The organism is Streptomyces sp. NPDC003034 (assembly GCF_053591375.1).
This window is the reverse complement of the sequence record NZ_JBSFTS010000008.1, coordinates 116,162-132,318: the sequence shown is the minus strand read 5'-3', so window position 1 is coordinate 132,318 and position 16,157 is coordinate 116,162. Positions and strand designations below refer to the sequence as shown.

The 16,157-nt window shown below is 70.3% G+C and carries 11 protein-coding genes; 6 read left to right on the top strand and 5 right to left on the bottom strand.

Annotation, left to right across the window (positions count from 1 at the left end):
• Window position 1: 1 nt before the first annotated feature.
• Window positions 2-1,027: an ATP-dependent 6-phosphofructokinase gene (locus tag ACWDX7_RS11920; RefSeq protein WP_451491240.1), complete on the bottom strand. Its 1,026-nt coding sequence runs from the start codon at window positions 1,025-1,027 to the stop codon at window positions 2-4.
• A gap of 307 nt (window positions 1,028-1,334) precedes the next feature.
• Between ACWDX7_RS11920 and pta the strand changes: the two genes are divergently transcribed.
• The 5 genes from pta to ACWDX7_RS11895 all read left to right on the top strand — a co-directional run bounded on the left by pta (window position 1,335) and on the right by ACWDX7_RS11895 (window position 10,957).
• Window positions 1,335-3,437 (top strand): phosphate acetyltransferase, encoded by a 2,103-nt coding sequence (pta, locus tag ACWDX7_RS11915; RefSeq protein ID WP_451491241.1) that lies wholly within the window; start codon window positions 1,335-1,337, stop codon window positions 3,435-3,437.
• 68 nt (window positions 3,438-3,505) lie between these two features.
• Window positions 3,506-4,726 carry an acetate kinase gene (locus ACWDX7_RS11910; RefSeq protein ID WP_451491242.1) on the top strand — a complete coding sequence of 407 codons (1,221 nt, stop codon included), beginning with the start codon at window positions 3,506-3,508 and terminating at the stop codon, window positions 4,724-4,726.
• Between the two features lie 66 nt (window positions 4,727-4,792).
• The gene (gene pyk / locus ACWDX7_RS11905) at window positions 4,793-6,223 is read left to right on the top strand and encodes a pyruvate kinase (protein ID WP_451491243.1); all 1,431 of its coding nucleotides are present in this window, start codon (window positions 4,793-4,795) and stop codon (window positions 6,221-6,223) included.
• 333 nt (window positions 6,224-6,556) lie between these two features.
• Window positions 6,557-10,417 carry a hypothetical protein gene (locus ACWDX7_RS11900; RefSeq protein WP_451491244.1) on the top strand — a complete coding sequence of 1,287 codons (3,861 nt, stop codon included), beginning with the start codon at window positions 6,557-6,559 and terminating at the stop codon, window positions 10,415-10,417.
• 18 nt (window positions 10,418-10,435) lie between these two features.
• Window positions 10,436-10,957 (top strand): hypothetical protein, encoded by a 522-nt coding sequence (locus ACWDX7_RS11895; RefSeq protein ID WP_451491245.1) that lies wholly within the window; start codon window positions 10,436-10,438, stop codon window positions 10,955-10,957.
• 62 nt (window positions 10,958-11,019) lie between these two features.
• Here ACWDX7_RS11895 and ACWDX7_RS11890 read toward each other — a convergent pair whose 3' ends face one another.
• The 4 genes from ACWDX7_RS11890 to ACWDX7_RS11875 form a co-directional block, all read right to left on the bottom strand.
• Window positions 11,020-12,306, bottom strand: a complete 1,287-nt coding sequence (locus tag ACWDX7_RS11890) for a hypothetical protein (RefSeq protein ID WP_451491246.1) — start codon at window positions 12,304-12,306, stop codon at window positions 11,020-11,022.
• Complete coding sequence (locus ACWDX7_RS11885; protein WP_451491247.1) at window positions 12,296-12,853, bottom strand: DUF6114 domain-containing protein; 558 nt, start codon at window positions 12,851-12,853, stop codon at window positions 12,296-12,298. Before ACWDX7_RS11885 ends, ACWDX7_RS11890 begins: the two co-directional genes overlap by 11 nt.
• A 107-nt stretch (window positions 12,854-12,960) precedes the next feature.
• Window positions 12,961-13,605 (bottom strand): DUF6230 family protein, encoded by a 645-nt coding sequence (locus ACWDX7_RS11880; protein ID WP_451491248.1) that lies wholly within the window; start codon window positions 13,603-13,605, stop codon window positions 12,961-12,963.
• A 600-nt stretch (window positions 13,606-14,205) separates the two neighbouring features.
• The gene (locus ACWDX7_RS11875) at window positions 14,206-15,207 is read right to left on the bottom strand and encodes a tetratricopeptide repeat protein (RefSeq protein WP_451491249.1); all 1,002 of its coding nucleotides are present in this window, start codon (window positions 15,205-15,207) and stop codon (window positions 14,206-14,208) included.
• Between the two features lie 216 nt (window positions 15,208-15,423).
• On the opposite strand from ACWDX7_RS11875, the gene ACWDX7_RS11870 reads away from it, so the two are divergent.
• Window positions 15,424-16,062, top strand: coding sequence for a TetR/AcrR family transcriptional regulator (locus ACWDX7_RS11870; protein WP_451491250.1), 639 nt, complete (start codon window positions 15,424-15,426; stop codon window positions 16,060-16,062).
• The last annotated feature ends 95 nt before the right edge of the window (window positions 16,063-16,157 follow it).

The following is a 16,157-nucleotide window of genomic DNA, read 5'->3' as shown; positions in this document are numbered from 1 at the left end:
GTCAGAAGACCGACTCGGCCTCGTACACGCGGGCCTCGGGCACGGTCTTCAGCTCGGTGACCGCCTGAGCCAGCGGGGCCATCACGATGTCGGTACCGCGCAGGGCGGTCATGTTGCCGAAGTCGCCGCGGTGAACGGCCTCGACGGCGTGCCAGCCGAAGCGGGTCGCCAGTACGCGGTCGTAGGCGGTGGGCGTGCCGCCGCGCTGGACGTGGCCGAGGATGACCGGACGGGCCTCCTTGCCGAGGCGCCGCTCCAGCTCGACCGCCAGGCGGTTGCCGATGCCGGCGAAGCGCTCGTGACCGTACTGGTCGATCGCGCCCTTCTCGTACGGCATGGAGCCCTCGGCGGGGTGCGCGCCTTCGGCGACGCAGACGACGGCGAACTTCTTACCGCGCGCGAAGCGTTCTTCCACCATCTTCACCAGGGCGTCCACCTCGAAGGGCCGTTCCGGCAGGCAGATGCCGTGGGCGCCGCCGGCCATCCCGGACTCCAGGGCGATCCAGCCCGCGTGCCGGCCCATGACCTCGACGACCATCACGCGCTGGTGCGATTCGGCGGTGGTCTTGAGGCGGTCGATGGCCTCGGTGGCGACCATGACGGCGGTGTCGAAGCCGAAGGTACGGTCGGTGGAGGAGATGTCGTTGTCGATCGTCTTCGGCACGCCGACGACGGGCATTCCGGCGTCCGACAGCATCCGGGCGGCGGTCAGGGTGCCCTCGCCGCCGATCGGGATGAGGGCGTCGATGCCGTAGCGCGTCGCCAGTTCCTGCGCGTTCTCGGCGGCTTCGTGCAGGCGCGCGCGCTCCATGCGCGCCGATCCGAGAATGGTGCCGCCACGGGCGAGGATGCCGCTGACGGCATTGATGTCCAGGGGGCGGAAGTTGCCGTCGAGGAGACCCTTGAAGCCGTCCTCAAAACCGATGACCTCGTCCCGGTGGCCGACCAGGGCACGGTGGACGACCGACCGGATGACAGCGTTCAGTCCCGGGCAGTCGCCGCCTGCGGTGAGAACTCCGATACGCATCGTGCTGTGTCTCCTGCTCCTGGTCGTACCTGGCCGGACGCGTGCGGGCGGACGGCCGTACAGATGAACGGCGTACGGGTGATGCCTGTCCGATTCTTCCACCCTACGGGGGTGCGGCGCGCTTCGTGCCGCTCCCCCGGCAGGCCTTCCGACCCCCCTCGGCAGGCCGCTTTCCCGGCGGGCGCCCTATCCACCGGCAGAGGTATTGTCAAGAGGGCAAGCCCACCCTAACTGGGTCATCGACTCGTGGATCACCCGCCGCGACGGCGGGGGACACCGACCTACGGACCATGGACGGAGAGCACGCGTGACGCGCAGCGTGTACGTGACCGGTATCGAGCGGGGAGACGGCCGGCAGGTCGTCGAGCTGGGCATCATGGAGCTCCTGACCCGCCAGACGGCCCGGGTCGGCGTCTACCGTCCGTTGCTCCACGACGGACCCGACCGCCTCTTCGACCTGCTCAAGGCCCGCTACCGGATCGACCAGGACGCGGCGACGGCCTACGGCATGGAGTACCGGGAGGCCTCCGCCATCCTGGCGGAGAAGGGTACCGACGAACTGGTGTCCCAGCTCGTCGAGCGCTACCACCGGGTGGCCCGGGACTACGAGGTCATGCTGGTGCTCGGCACCGATTACGCCGACACCAACCTGCCGGACGAGCTCGCGCTCAACGCACGCCTGGCCAACGAGCTGGGCGCGGTCGTCGTTCCCGTCGTGGGCGGCACCAAGCACCCCGCCGAGGCCGTGCGCGCCGAGGCGCGCAACGCCCACCGCGCCTACGAGAGCCTGGGCTGCCAGGTCGTCGCGATGGTCGTCAACCGGGTGGCCGCCGAGGACCGCGACGTCATAGCCGACCGGCTGGCCGCCCGGCTCCCCGTGCCCTGCTACGTACTGCCCGACGACAAGTCGCTCTCCGCCCCGACGGTCGCCCAGATCACCCGGGCGCTCGGCGGCGAGGTGCTCCTCGGCGACGAGGCCGGCCTCGCCCGGGACGCGCTGGACTTCGTCTTCGGCGGCGCCATGCTGCCCAACTTCCTGAACGCCCTGACGCCCGGCTGCCTGGTCGTGACCCCGGGGGACCGTTCCGACCTGGTCATCGGCGCCCTGGCCGCGCACACCTCCGGTACGCCGCCGATCGCCGGTGTGCTGCTGACGCTGAACGAGCGCCCGGGCCCCGACATCCTGACGCTCGCCTCGAAGCTGGCGCCGGGCACGCCCGTGGTGTCGGTGGCCGGCAACAGCTTTCCGACCGCCGCCGAACTCTTCTCGCTGCAGAGCCGGTTGAATGCCGCGACCCCGCGCAAGCTGGAGACCGCGCTCGGCCTGTTCGAGCGGCACGTGGACACCGGCGAGCTGCGCGACCTGCTGTCGGTGGCCCGCTCCGAGCGCGTCACCCCGATGATGTTCGAGCACGAGCTGCTGGAGCGGGCCCGCTCCGAGCGCCGCCGCGTCGTACTGCCCGAGGGCACGGAGGAGCGGGTGCTGCGCGCCGCGGACGTGGTGCTGCGCCGGGGGGTCTGCGAGCTGACCCTGCTGGGCGAGGAGCAGGCGATCCTCAAGAAGGCCGCCGACCTCGGCATCGACATCTCGGCCGCCCAGATCATCGACCCGGCGGCCTCTCCCCTGCGGGAACGTTTCGCCGAGTACTACGCCGAGGCCCGCGCCCACAAGGGCATGACCGTCGAGCTGGCCGGCGACGTGGTCACCGACGTCAACTACTTCGGCACCCTGATGGTGCAGCAGGGCCTCGCCGACGGCATGGTCTCCGGCTCGGTGCACTCCACGGCCGCCACCATCCGCCCGGCCTTCGAGATCATCAAGACGAAGCCGGAGGCGTCGATCGTCTCCTCCGTCTTCTTCATGTGCCTGGCCGACAAGGTCCTCGTCTACGGGGACTGCGCCGTCAACCCGGATCCCGACGCGGAGCAGCTCGCCGACATCGCCGTCCAGTCGGCCGCCACCGCCGCCGCCTTCGGCGTCGAGCCGCGGATCGCGATGCTCTCGTACTCGACCGGCACCTCGGGCACGGGGGCGGACGTGGACAAGGTCCGCAAGGCCACCGAGCTGGTGCGCGCCCAGCGCCCCGACCTGCTGGTCGAGGGGCCGATCCAGTACGACGCCGCCGTGGAGCCCTCGGTCGCCGCGACCAAGCTGCCCGACTCCGAGGTGGCCGGCAGCGCGACGGTGCTGATCTTCCCCGACCTGAACACGGGCAACAACACGTACAAGGCCGTGCAGCGCTCGGCCGGCGCCGTCGCGGTCGGCCCGGTGCTCCAGGGTCTGCGCAAGCCCGTCAACGACCTCTCGCGCGGCGCGCTCGTCCAGGACATCGTCACCACCGTGGCCATCACCGCGATCCAGGCGCAGACGCCGCGCGCCGCGGCGGCCCCGGCCCCCGCCTCCGCATGACCCGTACCCGTACGGGTACCGGTACCGGTTCCACCCCCGTCCCCTCCCTACGAGAAGGCTCCGCATCCGTGACCGCATCGCGCGTACTCGTCATCAACTCCGGCTCCTCGTCGGTCAAGTACCAGCTGCTCGACATGGCGGACCGGTCCCGGCTCGCCGTCGGGCTGGTGGAGCGCATCGGTGAGGAGACCTCGCGGCTGGTGCACGAAACGCCGGCGGCCGCCGGAGCCGGGGGCGGCAGGCGGGAGCTGCTCGGCCCGATCGGGGACCACGGGGCGGCGCTCAAGGCCGTCGCGGCGGAGCTCGCCGCCGACGGCCTCGGCCTGGACTCCCCGGAGCTGGCCGCCGTGGGCCACCGGGTCGTGCACGGCGGGACGAGGTTCACCCGGCCGACCGTGATCGACGACGAGGTGCTGGCGGAGATCCGCAACCTGGTGCCGCTGGCCCCGCTGCACAACCCGGCGAACGTGACGGGCATCGAGGTGGCGCGCGAGCTGCGCGGGGACATCCCGCAGATCGCCGTCTTCGACACGGCCTTCCACTCCACGATGCCGGAGTACGCGGCCCGGTACGCGATCGACGCCGAGACGGCCGACAAGTACGCCATCCGGCGGTACGGCTTCCACGGGACCTCCCACGCCTACGTCTCGCGGGCGACGGCGGAACTGCTCGGCAAGCCGGTGGCGGACGTGAACGTGATCGTGCTGCACCTGGGCAACGGCGCCTCCGCCTCGGCCGTCCGGGGCGGTGTCTGCGTGGAGACCTCCATGGGCATGACCCCGCTGGAGGGGCTGGTCATGGGGACCCGTTCCGGCGATCTTGATCCGGCGGTCGTCTTCCACCTGGCGCGGGTGGGCGGCCTCTCGGTGGCTGAGATCGATTCGCTCCTGAACAAGAAGAGCGGTCTATTGGGCCTGTGCGGCGACAACGACATGCGCGAGGTGCAGCGGCGGGCGGACGAGGGCGACGCCTCGGCGCGCCTCGCCCTCGCCTCCTACGTCCACCGGCTGAAGAAGTACATCGGCGCCTACTCGGCGGTGCTCGGGCGGGTGGACGCGGTCACCTTCACCGCGGGAGTCGGCGAGAACGCGGCGGCCGTCCGGGAAGCTGCCGTGGACGGGCTCGCCGAGCTCGGCCTGGCGCTGGACCACGAGGCCAACGCGGTGCGCTCCGGCGAGCCGCGGATCATCTCGCCGCAGTACGCCAGGGTGGCCGTGGCCGTGGTCCCGACGGACGAGGAAATGGAGATCGCCGCCCAGGCGTACGCACTCGTTACCGTGACCCAGTAGCCCACGCCTTGGACTTTCCGCCAGACGGAATATTCCGCTACGAAACAAACCGATAGGATCCGCTCCATGCGCCGTTCCAAAATCGTCTGCACGCTGGGCCCCGCCGTCGACTCGTATGAGCAGCTGAAAGCGCTCATCGAGGCAGGCATGAACGTGGCCCGATTCAACTTCAGCCACGGATCCCAGGCAGAACACCAGGAGCGGTACGACCGCGTCCGGCAGGTCTCCGAGGACACCGGGCGCGCGGTCGGCGTCCTCGCCGACCTCCAGGGCCCGAAGATCCGTCTGGAGACCTTCGCCGAGGGTCCCGTCGAGCTGGTGCGCGGTGACGAGTTCACCATCACCACCGAGGACGTCCCGGGTGACAAGTCCATCTGCGGCACCACCTACAAGGGCCTGCCGGGTGACGTCTCCAAGGGCGACCAGATCCTGATCAACGACGGCAACGTCGAACTCCGGGTGACCGAGGTCGACGGCGCCCGGGTCAAGACCATCGTCATCGAGGGCGGTGTCATCTCGGACCACAAGGGCATCAACCTGCCGGGTGCCGCCGTCAACGTCCCCGCCCTGTCGGAGAAGGACGTCGACGACCTGCGCTTCGCCCTGCGGATGGGCTGCGACATGGTCGCCCTGTCCTTCGTCCGCGACGCCGACGACGTCAAGGACGTCCACAAGGTCATGGACGAGGAGGGCCGCCGGGTTCCCGTCATCGCCAAGGTCGAGAAGCCGCAGGCCGTCGCCAACATGGCGGCCGTGGTCGACGCCTTCGACGCGGTGATGGTGGCCCGTGGTGACCTGGCCGTCGAGTACCCGCTCGAAAAGGTCCCGATGGTCCAGAAGCGGCTCATCGAGATGTGCCGCCGCAACGCCAAGCCGGTGATCGTCGCGACCCAGATGATGGAGTCGATGATCACCAACTCCCGCCCGACGCGCGCGGAGGCGTCCGACGTCGCCAACGCGATCCTCGACGGCGCGGACGCGGTCATGCTGTCGGCCGAGTCCTCGGTGGGCGCGTACCCGATCGAGACCGTCAAGACGATGTCGAAGATCGTCGCGGCGGCCGAGGAGGAGCTCCTCTCCAAGGGCCTGCAGCCGCTGGTCCCGGGCAAGAAGCCCCGTACCCAGGGCGGCTCCGTCGCCCGCGCCGCCTGCGAGATCGCGGACTTCCTGGACGCGAAGTCGCTGGTCGCCTTCACCCAGTCCGGCGACACCGCCCGCCGGCTCTCGCGCTACCGCGCCACGCAGCCGATCCTGGCCTTCACCACCGACACGGGGACCCGCAACCAGCTCACGCTGAGCTGGGGCGTCGAGTCGTACGTCGTCCCGCACGTGGACAACACCGACGCGATGGTCGACCTGGTGGACGCGGAGATGCTCAAGCTCAAGCGCTACAACCAGGGCGACACCATGATCATCACCGCCGGCTCGCCCCCCGGCGTCCCCGGCACGACGAACATGGTCCGCGTCCACCACCTGGTCGGCGGCTCGCGCGACTGACCCGCGCCGCACGTCTGACGCCTTACCTCTGCCGCACAGAGACCGAGGGCGGCACCCCGGATGACCGGGGTGCCGCCCTCGGGCGTTGTTGCTACTCGTAGGTAATTGAGGCTGGATCGAGCTTGTTGTGGCTGAAGATCCACTACCGTCCGTAACGCAATCATGAAACTCTCGAAATGCCCTGGGGAGGGCACAACGGGGCCGTGCACCTGACTCGTGCACGAGGGGGACATACACCACACCTGCACCGCCGCACCGCTCGACTGCGGCGCGGTGGCGACTGCGCGCGCCTTCCTTCGGGCTGACCATGACGCTCTGAAGACGGGGAAGCACGTGCAACGAACCATCCTCTCGCGAGGCAGACGGCGCGGAGCCCGCGACGTCTGGCGGCGCGGACTGGCGGGTACCGCCCTGGCCACGGCGACCGCCGTCCTCGTGGGCCTCATCCAGGCCGCCCCCGCCGGCGCGGTTGAGGTGCCGCCGGACACCGAGCCTCCGTACCGCCCCATCAGTCTGGGCGAGCAGGCCCGTCTCGACCGCTGTGCCGGTGGTGTCGCCCTGCACGTCGGCGGCCCCGAGATGAAGAAGACGGCGGCCAAGGCCCTCACGGGCCCGGCGGCCGACCTGGCCACCGTCACCGACCTGGGCACAGGCATGCATCCGCTGCGCCAGGCAATGTTTACCGACCTGGACTCGTACGAGGGGTCGCCGATCGCATCGATCGATCGCCGGCAGCGCTGGGAGGCCTCCAACAAGGTCTACTGGCAATCCGGTTACAGTGCCGGCCTCTCCCAGTACGCCCCGCAGTTCGACAAGGACGTTGTCGCCTTCACCCTGGGCCCCCAGCGCGACCTCTATGACCAGTTGGGCTCCGACGGACACGCGGTGCCGTCCACGGCCACACTCGACAAGGCCAAGGCGCTCGCCGCCGACCTCAAGGGCCAGGACCTCAATCACGACTACGTCACCGACTCGATGCTGAAGTACGCGTCGAGCAGCAACTACCGCTCGCCCACCGCCAGCGACATTGCCCGCTACCTGCGGCTCGGCGGCTTCATGAAACAGACGCCGGCCGAGGGCTCGGTCGAGTTCCGCCTTGAGGTCGAGGCGCTGAAGGTCGCCTGGGGCTCCTGTGACAGCCGCAACCCGGACGACTTCTACCGGGTCATGTCTCCGATCGTCGCGACCGCGCACCTTGAGTGGGAGCAGGAGTACGCCGCCCAGGCCACAGCCCGTGCCGCTATCGTCAACGCCGAGGTCGCCGCCGCCGCGGAGACCCACAAGGCGACCGAGGCCATGATCGAGGCCCTCGGCCAGGCCTGGCTCGCCGACCAGATCCTGACCTGGCAGAAGTACTGGGCCGGCCAGCCCGCCAACGCGTCGGGCCGGCCTGCGGCCGCCGTGTTCACCAAGGCGAACCAGGACCTCGTCACCGCCCGCAGCCGGGCCGCCGACCAGGCGACGATCGCCGGCACCGCCTCGGCGGCGGCCAAGACGGCAGCCGGCAAGGCCGGGACCGCGCAGACCAGCGCGTGGACCATCGCCGACGCGTCGAAAGCCCCGCGCGGCCGCGGCCTGCTGTTCGCCCAGCAGTCCGTGCAGGTCGCCAAGGCGTCCGCCGCCGCGACCGAGGCGGCGGCGAAGGCCGCGCTGACCGCGTCGAACGCCGCCAAGGCGACCGTCGCCGACAGCAAGACCCTGTACGCGCTGGCGCAGACCCAGTCGCACGCGCTCAACACCGAATTCCGCCGGGTCGCCGCACAGGAGGCCGCTGCCCAGGCCAAGGCCGCCGCCACCTCCGCCGCCGCCCAGGCGAAGGAGGCCGCGGACAACGCCACCAAGGCGAAGGCCGCACAGGTCACCGCCGAGAAGGCGCAGGAGACCGCGCGCCTCGCGGCGCAGACCGCGAAGGACCAGCGGGCGAAGGCCGAGAAGGAGAAGGCCACCGCGGCGAAGGAGCGCCAGAACGCCGCCGCCGAGCGCGCCAAGGCCCAGGCGGCCGAGCAGCGCGCCGCTAACGAGCGAGAGGACGCACGGCTCTCGCGCACGGCGGCTCAGGGATCGGCGGGGACGGCCTGGGACGAGCTGCAGAAGGCGGAGGACGCCGAGCGCCGGGCCAACGCGGCCCGCGACAAGGCAGCCGAGGCCGAGCGCAACAAGCAGGCTTCGGCCGCCCGGGCAGCCTCGCTCGAAGCAGCCGCCGCGGCCCACTCGGGCGACGAGGCTGCCGCCGCGACCCGGAAGGCGGCCACCGAGGCCCGGACCGCCGCGAACCAGGCGGCGACCGCGGCGACTGCCGCCCGTACGGCGGCCAATGAAGCGGGCACGGCCGCGGTCAACGCCCGCGCCGCCGCGACCCGTGCGAATGCCGCGGCGGAACGCGCCAACAGTGCGGCGGACAAGGCATGGTCCGCGTACCAGACCAGCACCGCTGCCGCCGCAACCTCGCACGCCGCCGCGGCAGAGGCCATCGACGCCGCCGATGCCGCCTCGGTGAACGCCACCACGGCCGAGGCGGACGCGAAGAAAGCCCAGACGGCCTCGCTCCAGGCGAGCAAGGACGCCGCAGCCGCCCGTACCGAGTCGATCAAGACGGCGGCCTGGGCGGCCGTCACGGCCGGACACGCCTACGCCGCGGGCCAGGCAGCCTCGGCCGCACGTGACTCGGCGGCCCAGGCCGTCCAGCCGGCCAACACCGCCATCGCCATGGGCACTCCCTACCGGGAGACCGACTCGGCAGCGGCCTTCGCCGTCCTGATCGGGCAGGCGTCCAAGTCACACGCCGAGCAGCAGGCTGCGGCGGCCACAGCCAAGGCGAACGAGGCGGACAAGGCCGCGGCCACGGCCAAGGCACTGGCCGACAAGGCCGCCGGTGACGCCAAACTCGCCGCTCAGGCGGCGGCTGCGGCCGCTGCCGACACTGCGGCGGCGCTGAAGTCCGTGGCCGCAGCACGTGCCTCGGCGGCGGAGGCCGCCAGGGCCGCGGACGCTGCCAAGCAGGCGGACGAGAAGACCAAGGAGTACAGCACTCAGGCGGGTACGGACGCCTTCTACGCGAAGAGCGCCGCCAAGGACGCCGTGAGCGAGGCTCTCGGGGCGAACAACGAGGCCACCGAGGCAGAGAAGAGCGCGGCGAACGCCAAGGCGTCCGCCGCGGCCGCAACCCGCGACGCGAACGCGGCGAACACCGCCGCGACCAGCTCCGAAGGCTGGGCGACCAAGGCCGAAACAGCTGCCGCCAACGCCAACCAGGCCGCCAAGGACGCGGACGCTGCGGCCGACCGGGCTGAGGAAGAGGAGCGCCGGGAGCAGGAGGAGGACCGCAAGAAGGCGATGGCCACCGGCGACACGGGTGTTGCCGGGGTCACGCCCGGTGCTCCGCTGGGTGCCGACGACGAAGCCATTCTGATGGCCGAGTGCGGCCAGACCTGTGTGGACGAGTACCGCACGGCTCAGGCGGCGGTCGGAGCGAGCATCGTCGACTGGCTCATCGCCAACGGCGGCGACATCCTCATCTCGATGCTCGGCCTCGACAACATCAAAGCCTGCTTCGCGACCCGCGAACTCGAAAGCTGCCTGTGGGCCTTGTTCGACGTGGCGAGCTCGCTGATCCCGGTCAAGAAGGTCGGCGACGTCATCGAGGCCATCTACAAGGTGGTCACCCGGGTAGCGAAGTTCTTCGACGCGGCCGAGGCGGGCGCGCGCGCCCTCAAGCGCAGTAACGCCATCATCGAGAAGGTCCGTAAGAACGGCCACCAGCCGCCGCTCTGCCTGGTCAAGCCCAAGGCCAGGGCCCCGCAGGCCGCGTCTCTCATGCGCACGGCAGGGCTGGCGGCGCAGAGCGCCACCCCCGAGGTTCCGTGCATCAAGGCCATCACGCGTGGCCCTAACCTGAAGAACCACTTCCGTGACCACAAGGGTCTCCTTGAGAACTTCCTCGGAAAGAAGTACGGGAAGTGGAAGACGGATGAGGGGCAGGAGTTCCTCGACGACCTCACCAAGCTGGTCTTGACGGACAAGCGCCTCAAGTTCGAGGGAATGGGGACGCTTCCCAGGCCGGATGCCGACGGAGCTTACTCAACCAAGCTCATCTTCCGCGGCGAGGGGCTCACCGTGGTCCTCAAGCCGACTGGCGAGTTCCAAACCCTGCTGGAATCCGGTCTGGGCATGGACAAGGCCATCAACATGCTGTGAGGAAAGGCAACGCACACCATGACAGGCATCGCACCCTTGGTCTCCCTGCTGGCACGGACGCCGGTCCTCGACATCGAAGTTCCGGGATACGTGGACAGGGAGGGCCCGTACCCCCGGTTCGTCTCCCTTCCCAGGGCCTTCTACCTGGCCCGGGAGAAAGACTTCGTACGGTTCGAAGTGCCCTCCTCCGAGGACTACCTGATCTTCCGGCCGGTGGATCGGCCGGAGCGTCCCGAGACCCTCGAAGAGGACGAAGAGTTCGCCACAAGCTCCTACGGCGAGCTGTTCCTCGACGACGACCGGTCGTCCTTCGAGATCACGCGGATCCGCTGTGCCGTCAGAGACGGGGCGCTGCCGTCCGAGAGCGTTCTCAGGTGCATCGAGTTCGAGTTCGACCATTCCTTGTACCTGTTCGCCGACCCTGGGTACTTCTCCGGAATCCGGCTCCAGGGACGCGGTGCCTACGATCGGTGGCTGGAGTTCGCCCAAGGCCTGAGCCTGCCGTTCGGTCCGGTCCGTGAAGTGGTCTGGACGGCGTAGTAGCCGATGAGCGACGAAGCTCCCGGCAGCAAATGCTGCCGGGAGCTTCGTGCGTGTACGGACTACTCCGGCGGGCCGATGTAGTTCTTGAGGCCCGGGACCGTGAGGGTGCCGCCGAACTGGCCGGCCTGAACGACCTTCACGTCCGTGAAGAACGCGAAGGGGACGTTCAGCGGCGGCGGGGTGTCCGGGCTGAACTCGATCGGGATCAGGCCGAAGAGCTTGCCCTTGAGGCTCTCGGTGTACATCGTCACCGTGCCCCCGCGGATCTCGGAGGTGGAGCCGGGCCTGGACTTCAGGTGGGCGACGTGCCCCTCCTTGCCGACCGTCTGGTACAGGTCCTTGATGTCCAGCTTGTCCGCCGTGAACTTCAGGACCTTCTTGATCTTGCCGCTTCCCGTCTTGACCTCGACGATGCCGTGGTAGTCCAGGCCGTAGAGGGTCAGGCGGGAGCTGTCGAGGTACCAGGGCTGGTCGGGCAGGAGCGGGATGCCCTGTTCCAGTTTGGCGTCGGCCAGGGCCTGCGGGTCGTGGGTGGGGCAGGGGAAGGGTTCCTTCCCGTCCGCGTCCTTGGTTCCCTCCGGCTTGTCCTTGTCGGACGTGCCGGTTTCGTCCTTGGGGGTCTTCGCGGTGTCCTTGACCTCGTCGGACAGCTCCTCGACATCGGCGCCCACCTCCTTGGCCGCGTCACGGATCGCGTCAGCGGCGGGGTCCGGCGTCTTCGCGCCGCTCGGGGTGGGAGCGGGCGCGGGAGCGGCGGGCGGGGTGGCCGGCGGCGGCGTGGTGGCCGGCGGCTGCTCGCCCGGCTTGAGCCCGTCGATCAGATCCTTGAGCGCGTCGCCGACGCCCAGCGGGTCCAGGGGGTTCGTGGTCTTGGCCGGCGACGGAGACGTGCTCGCCGACGGGGTGGCGGCCGGGGCCGCCTGCTTCGCCGTGGGCTCGCCGGGCTTGTCGGCGGACTTGTCGGCGGACTTGGTCGGCGCCGGGCTCACGCCGGGCTTCGGCTTCACGGCCGCGGACCCGGACGGCGAGGGAGTCGCACCGGGCGAGGTACTCGGCGAAGGCGTCTTCGAGGGCGTCGGCGACGCCGACTCCTTCGGTTCGTCGGACCGCGTCACGCACGGACCGGGCGCGAAGGGGATCTCGGCGTCGTCGGCCACGGCCAGCCGGGGCGCCATGCCCATCCCGACGAACACCGCCGTCGGCATCGCCGCCAGGGCCATGGTCTTGCCGACGGGTATCTGGATCTTGTTCAGCAGCGACTTCCTGGGCGCCGCGTGCCGCGGTCCCTTGCTCTCACGGGACTCTGCGCCTGGGGCCGCGCCCCGCTGCGTCTCGTCACCCCGCACTGTTCCTCCCGCCATCGGCGTGGGCAGTCGTCTCGCTCGCGTATGCCGTTTCCGGGTCGCGCTGCCCCGGGATGTGCTGGGTGTCCATCGCCGCCGCCTTGTCCGTGCTGACCGGCCGCCGGGCATCCTCCGCCTCGTCCTGCGGCTGCCCGGGGACCCATGCGAGGGAGAGAGCTCCACCGATCAGCGCGAAGACGAAGCCCACGAAGAACCCGCCCAGGTTGGATACCGGCAGGGAGACCAGCGCCAGCAGGATCGCGGCGACACCGGCGAAGATGCGGATTCCCTGCTGGAACCAGAGCGCCAGGCCGAGCGTGATGAGCAGAACGCCGATGATCAGTGATCCGGAGCCGGCCGTCGTCGCCATGGCGAGGGTGACATTGCCCAACCTCAGATCCGCGTACGGGAAGTACGCGATCGGAACGCCACCGAGGAGCGTGAACAGCCCGGCCCAGAAGGGACGGTGGCCGCTCCAGGCATGGAAGCGGTAATACACCACGGTGAGCCAAGCGTCGTCTGCGGCGCGAACCGGGGCCTGGGGGTTCATGGACAACAGCTCCCTGGAAACGGTGGTACGGAGAACTCTGTGAAGCACGGACGGGCGGGCAGCGACGACCGCCGCCGTCCGCCTGTCCGGTCACCTACCGGGACGATCTACTTCTCGTCCTGGTAGCACGGCTGATCGCCGGCCATCAGGCGCAGCTTCAGGTCGGGCAGCTTGAAGGTGCCCGCCGTCGTCGCCCACGCCTTCTGCCGTACGTTCGTCAAGATCGCCTTGTCGGCGCGCTGCGAGAATGCGTACGGGCTGGAGACCGTCTTCGGCTGCGGCTTGGTCTTGTGGCTCTGGTCGCCGACGGCGACACCGATGTCCAGGTTCCTGAACTCGGCATCGGCATCGAGTTCGGCAACATCCAGGTAGATGTTGTCCGCGACCGCCGGACGGCCCTTGTGACCCGTCCGCAGCTGAAGGGTGACGTTGCCGACGCCGGGCACCGGAGTGACCAGCGACTGGCACATGTTGGTGATCTCGGCGTGACTGAACCCGGAGATGGTGACCGGGTGGTCGACTTCCTTGCCCGTCTTGAGGTCGTGCCCCTTGGCGATCCCGCCGTACTGGATCAGGTTGTCACCGTCGAGCTTGTCGGCCGAGACCTTGAAGTCCTGGCCCGAGACGCTGAAGGACGCCGCAAGGGCGCCCTGCGCCAGGCCGACGCCGATCGCGGCCGTGGCCGCGACGCTCGGCACCATGACCAGCGCGAAGCGCTTCCATCTGGTCCCACCACGAACCTGAGAACTCATACTTGTTCCTCCTTCTCGGACGTACATCTCCGGTCCGGGCCGTGCCCGTCCCGGGATGGGAGAAGTGCTACGTCCTCGGGAAGGAGCGCAGGCGGCCGAGGCGCGGCTGGGCCGCGTCGCGTACACCGGCGATCACCCCCGAGCGACAACCACTGGGCCACGCGTTCGCGCAACCAGGAGGACAGGCTCTGCCGGTGCGGCAAAGACCCCCCTGTCCCACGGACGGTGCCACTGGCACCGGCCGGCTCGGTGGGGACCCTCCACCGCGGCTCCGGATGAGCGGTTCTGCGGGAAGGACCGAGCGTCGCCGATCGTGGTGCATTCCCGGCCGGGGCACAAGGGGTCTCGTTACTGGCGGGTAACGGCCAGATAACCGGGGTACGACGCCCTGCCGTCGGGCCGCCACACACGGTGTTACCGGGGGGTACGACAGAAGCGGAGGAGAGTGAACACACCGGACAGTTCACGGGGTTCGTCTTACTGGGAGTAACAGCGGCCGCGATTGCCAAGTTTTGGCAAAGCGCGGCCGCTGTTTATCTCCGTGTCAATAAGTCGCCGGTGCTGCCACCGGCATCGGGCGCCCGGGCCCCCGGATCCGGCCTAGAACAGCACCCGTGCGAGGGCCGTACGCGCCGCCGTCACCCGGGGGTCGTCCGCCCCGATGACCTCGAACAGCTCCAGCAGGCGCAGCCGTACGACGTCCCGGTCCTCACCGAACGTCACGCGCACGGTGTCCACGAGGCGCGCGAAGGCGTCCTCCACGTGGCCGCCGACCAGGTCGAGATCGGCGGCGGCGATCTGCGCCGCCGGGTCGCGCGGATTGCCGGCCGCCGCGGCGCGCACCGCCTGCGGGTCCATGTCCCGTACCCGGGCGAGCAGTTCGGCCTGGGCGAGGCCCATCTTGGCCTCCGTGTTGCCCGGGTCGTCGGCGAGTACGTTCTTGTACGCCTGCACCGCGCCGCCCAGGTCACCGGCGTCCAGCGCGACGACGGCTGCTTCGAGCAGCGCGTCGTACGGACCGGCGGCCGGCTCGGGCACGGCGCCCGGGGCGGCCTGCCCCTCGGCGGCGGCGTCGACCTCGATGCCGATGAGCCCGAAGCGCTCCTCGGCGACCTGGACCAGCTGGGCGAGGGTCTCGCGGATCTGCTGCTCGGGGGCCACGCCCTGGAACAGCGGAAGCACCTGGCCCGCGACCACGGCGAAGACGGCCGGGATGCCCTGGATGCCGAACTGCTGCATGAGGAGCTGGTTGGCGTCGACGTCGATCTTCGCCAGCACGAGGCGGCCGTTGGCCTCGACGGTCAGGCGCTCCAGGAGCGGGCTGAGCTGCTTGCACGGCTCGCACCACTCGGCCCAGAAGTCGAGGACGACCGGAACCTCGGCGGAGAGCTGGAGCACGTCCCGCTCGAATCCGGCCTCGTCTACGTCGAGGACGAGAGCGGACGGCGGCACGGCACGGGACGCGCCCGCGCCTCCGCCACCCTGGCCGGCCTGCCGTGCCGCTTCGGCACGGGCCTGCTCGGCCTTGGCCTTGGCCTCGCCGGCCGCCTTCACCGCGGCGAGGTCGACGACGCCGCTCATGGACATGTTTCTGGGCTGCATGCGTACATCCTCCCCCGAGTGCGCGCGTCGGCGAAAAAGATCGCCTGAATTGGTCCTAGGCGCCGGGTCCCCACCTGACGCCCGTAGCCTTCGCGTGGTTGTCGCTCTTACGCTACGAGCCGTAGCGTAACTCCTCGGGCCCTCCGGCGCCCAGTGATCTGGACCACAGCGATTCGGGCCCCGGCGGTTCCGCTACCGGCGGGTATGGTCTCGGCCATGCGCAACCCGAGCCCAGGCACCCCCTCCGCGCCCGGCCGCACCGGCCGCCCGCGCAGCGCCGCCGCGGACGCCGCCATCCTCGCCGCGACGCGGGACGCTCTGGTCGACCTGGGCTGGTCGAAGCTGACGATGGGGGACGTGTCGGCGCGGGCGGGCGTCGCGAAGACCACCCTGTACCGGCGCTGGGCGGGCAAGAACGAGCTGGTCGTGGACGCGGTCGCGGAGCTCTTCGATTCCCTGGAACTGCCCGACCGGGGCTCCCTCGAAGCCGACATGGAGTATGTGATCCTGCGCTTCGCCGAGCTGCTGCGGCGCCCGGAGGCCCGTACGGCCCTGATGGCGGTGGTAGCGGAGTCCACCCGCGACGAGGCCCTGCGCGACCGGATCAGGTCGGCGATCGTGGACCGGCAGAAACGTCTCGTCGTCCTGGGCCGCGAACGGGCCCAGGCCCGCGGGGAGCTCCCCTACGAGGAGGACGCCGCCCTCGCCGACCGCACCACGGACCTGATCTTCGACGTGATCGCGGGCACGGTCGTGCACCGCGCCCTGGTGAGCTCGGAGCCGGTGGACGAGGCGTGGGTGGCCACCTTCACGGCCCTCCTGATGCGGGGACTGCGCGGCCCGGCCGGGGGCTGAGGCCGGGGCTGCGCAGTCCTGGGGCCGGGCGGCCGCGCCGCTACGGATGCCGCCGTATACGGGCGCCGTAGTCGCGCGCCGTACCCGGGCGCTCC

Coding starts and splice junctions, on each gene's coding strand:
- ACWDX7_RS11920 (WP_451491240.1), bottom strand. CDS start 1,027: ATGCGTATCGGAGTTCTCACCGCAGGCGGCGACTGCCCGGGACTGAAC.
- pyk (WP_451491243.1), top strand. CDS start 4,793: ATGCGCCGTTCCAAAATCGTCTGCACGCTGGGCCCCGCCGTCGACTCG.
- ACWDX7_RS11895 (WP_451491245.1), top strand. CDS start 10,436: ATGACAGGCATCGCACCCTTGGTCTCCCTGCTGGCACGGACGCCGGTC.
- ACWDX7_RS11885 (WP_451491247.1), bottom strand. CDS start 12,853: ATGAACCCCCAGGCCCCGGTTCGCGCCGCAGACGACGCTTGGCTCACC.
- ACWDX7_RS11880 (WP_451491248.1), bottom strand. CDS start 13,605: ATGAGTTCTCAGGTTCGTGGTGGGACCAGATGGAAGCGCTTCGCGCTG.
- ACWDX7_RS11875 (WP_451491249.1), bottom strand. CDS start 15,207: ATGCAGCCCAGAAACATGTCCATGAGCGGCGTCGTCGACCTCGCCGCG.
- ACWDX7_RS11870 (WP_451491250.1), top strand. CDS start 15,424: ATGCGCAACCCGAGCCCAGGCACCCCCTCCGCGCCCGGCCGCACCGGC.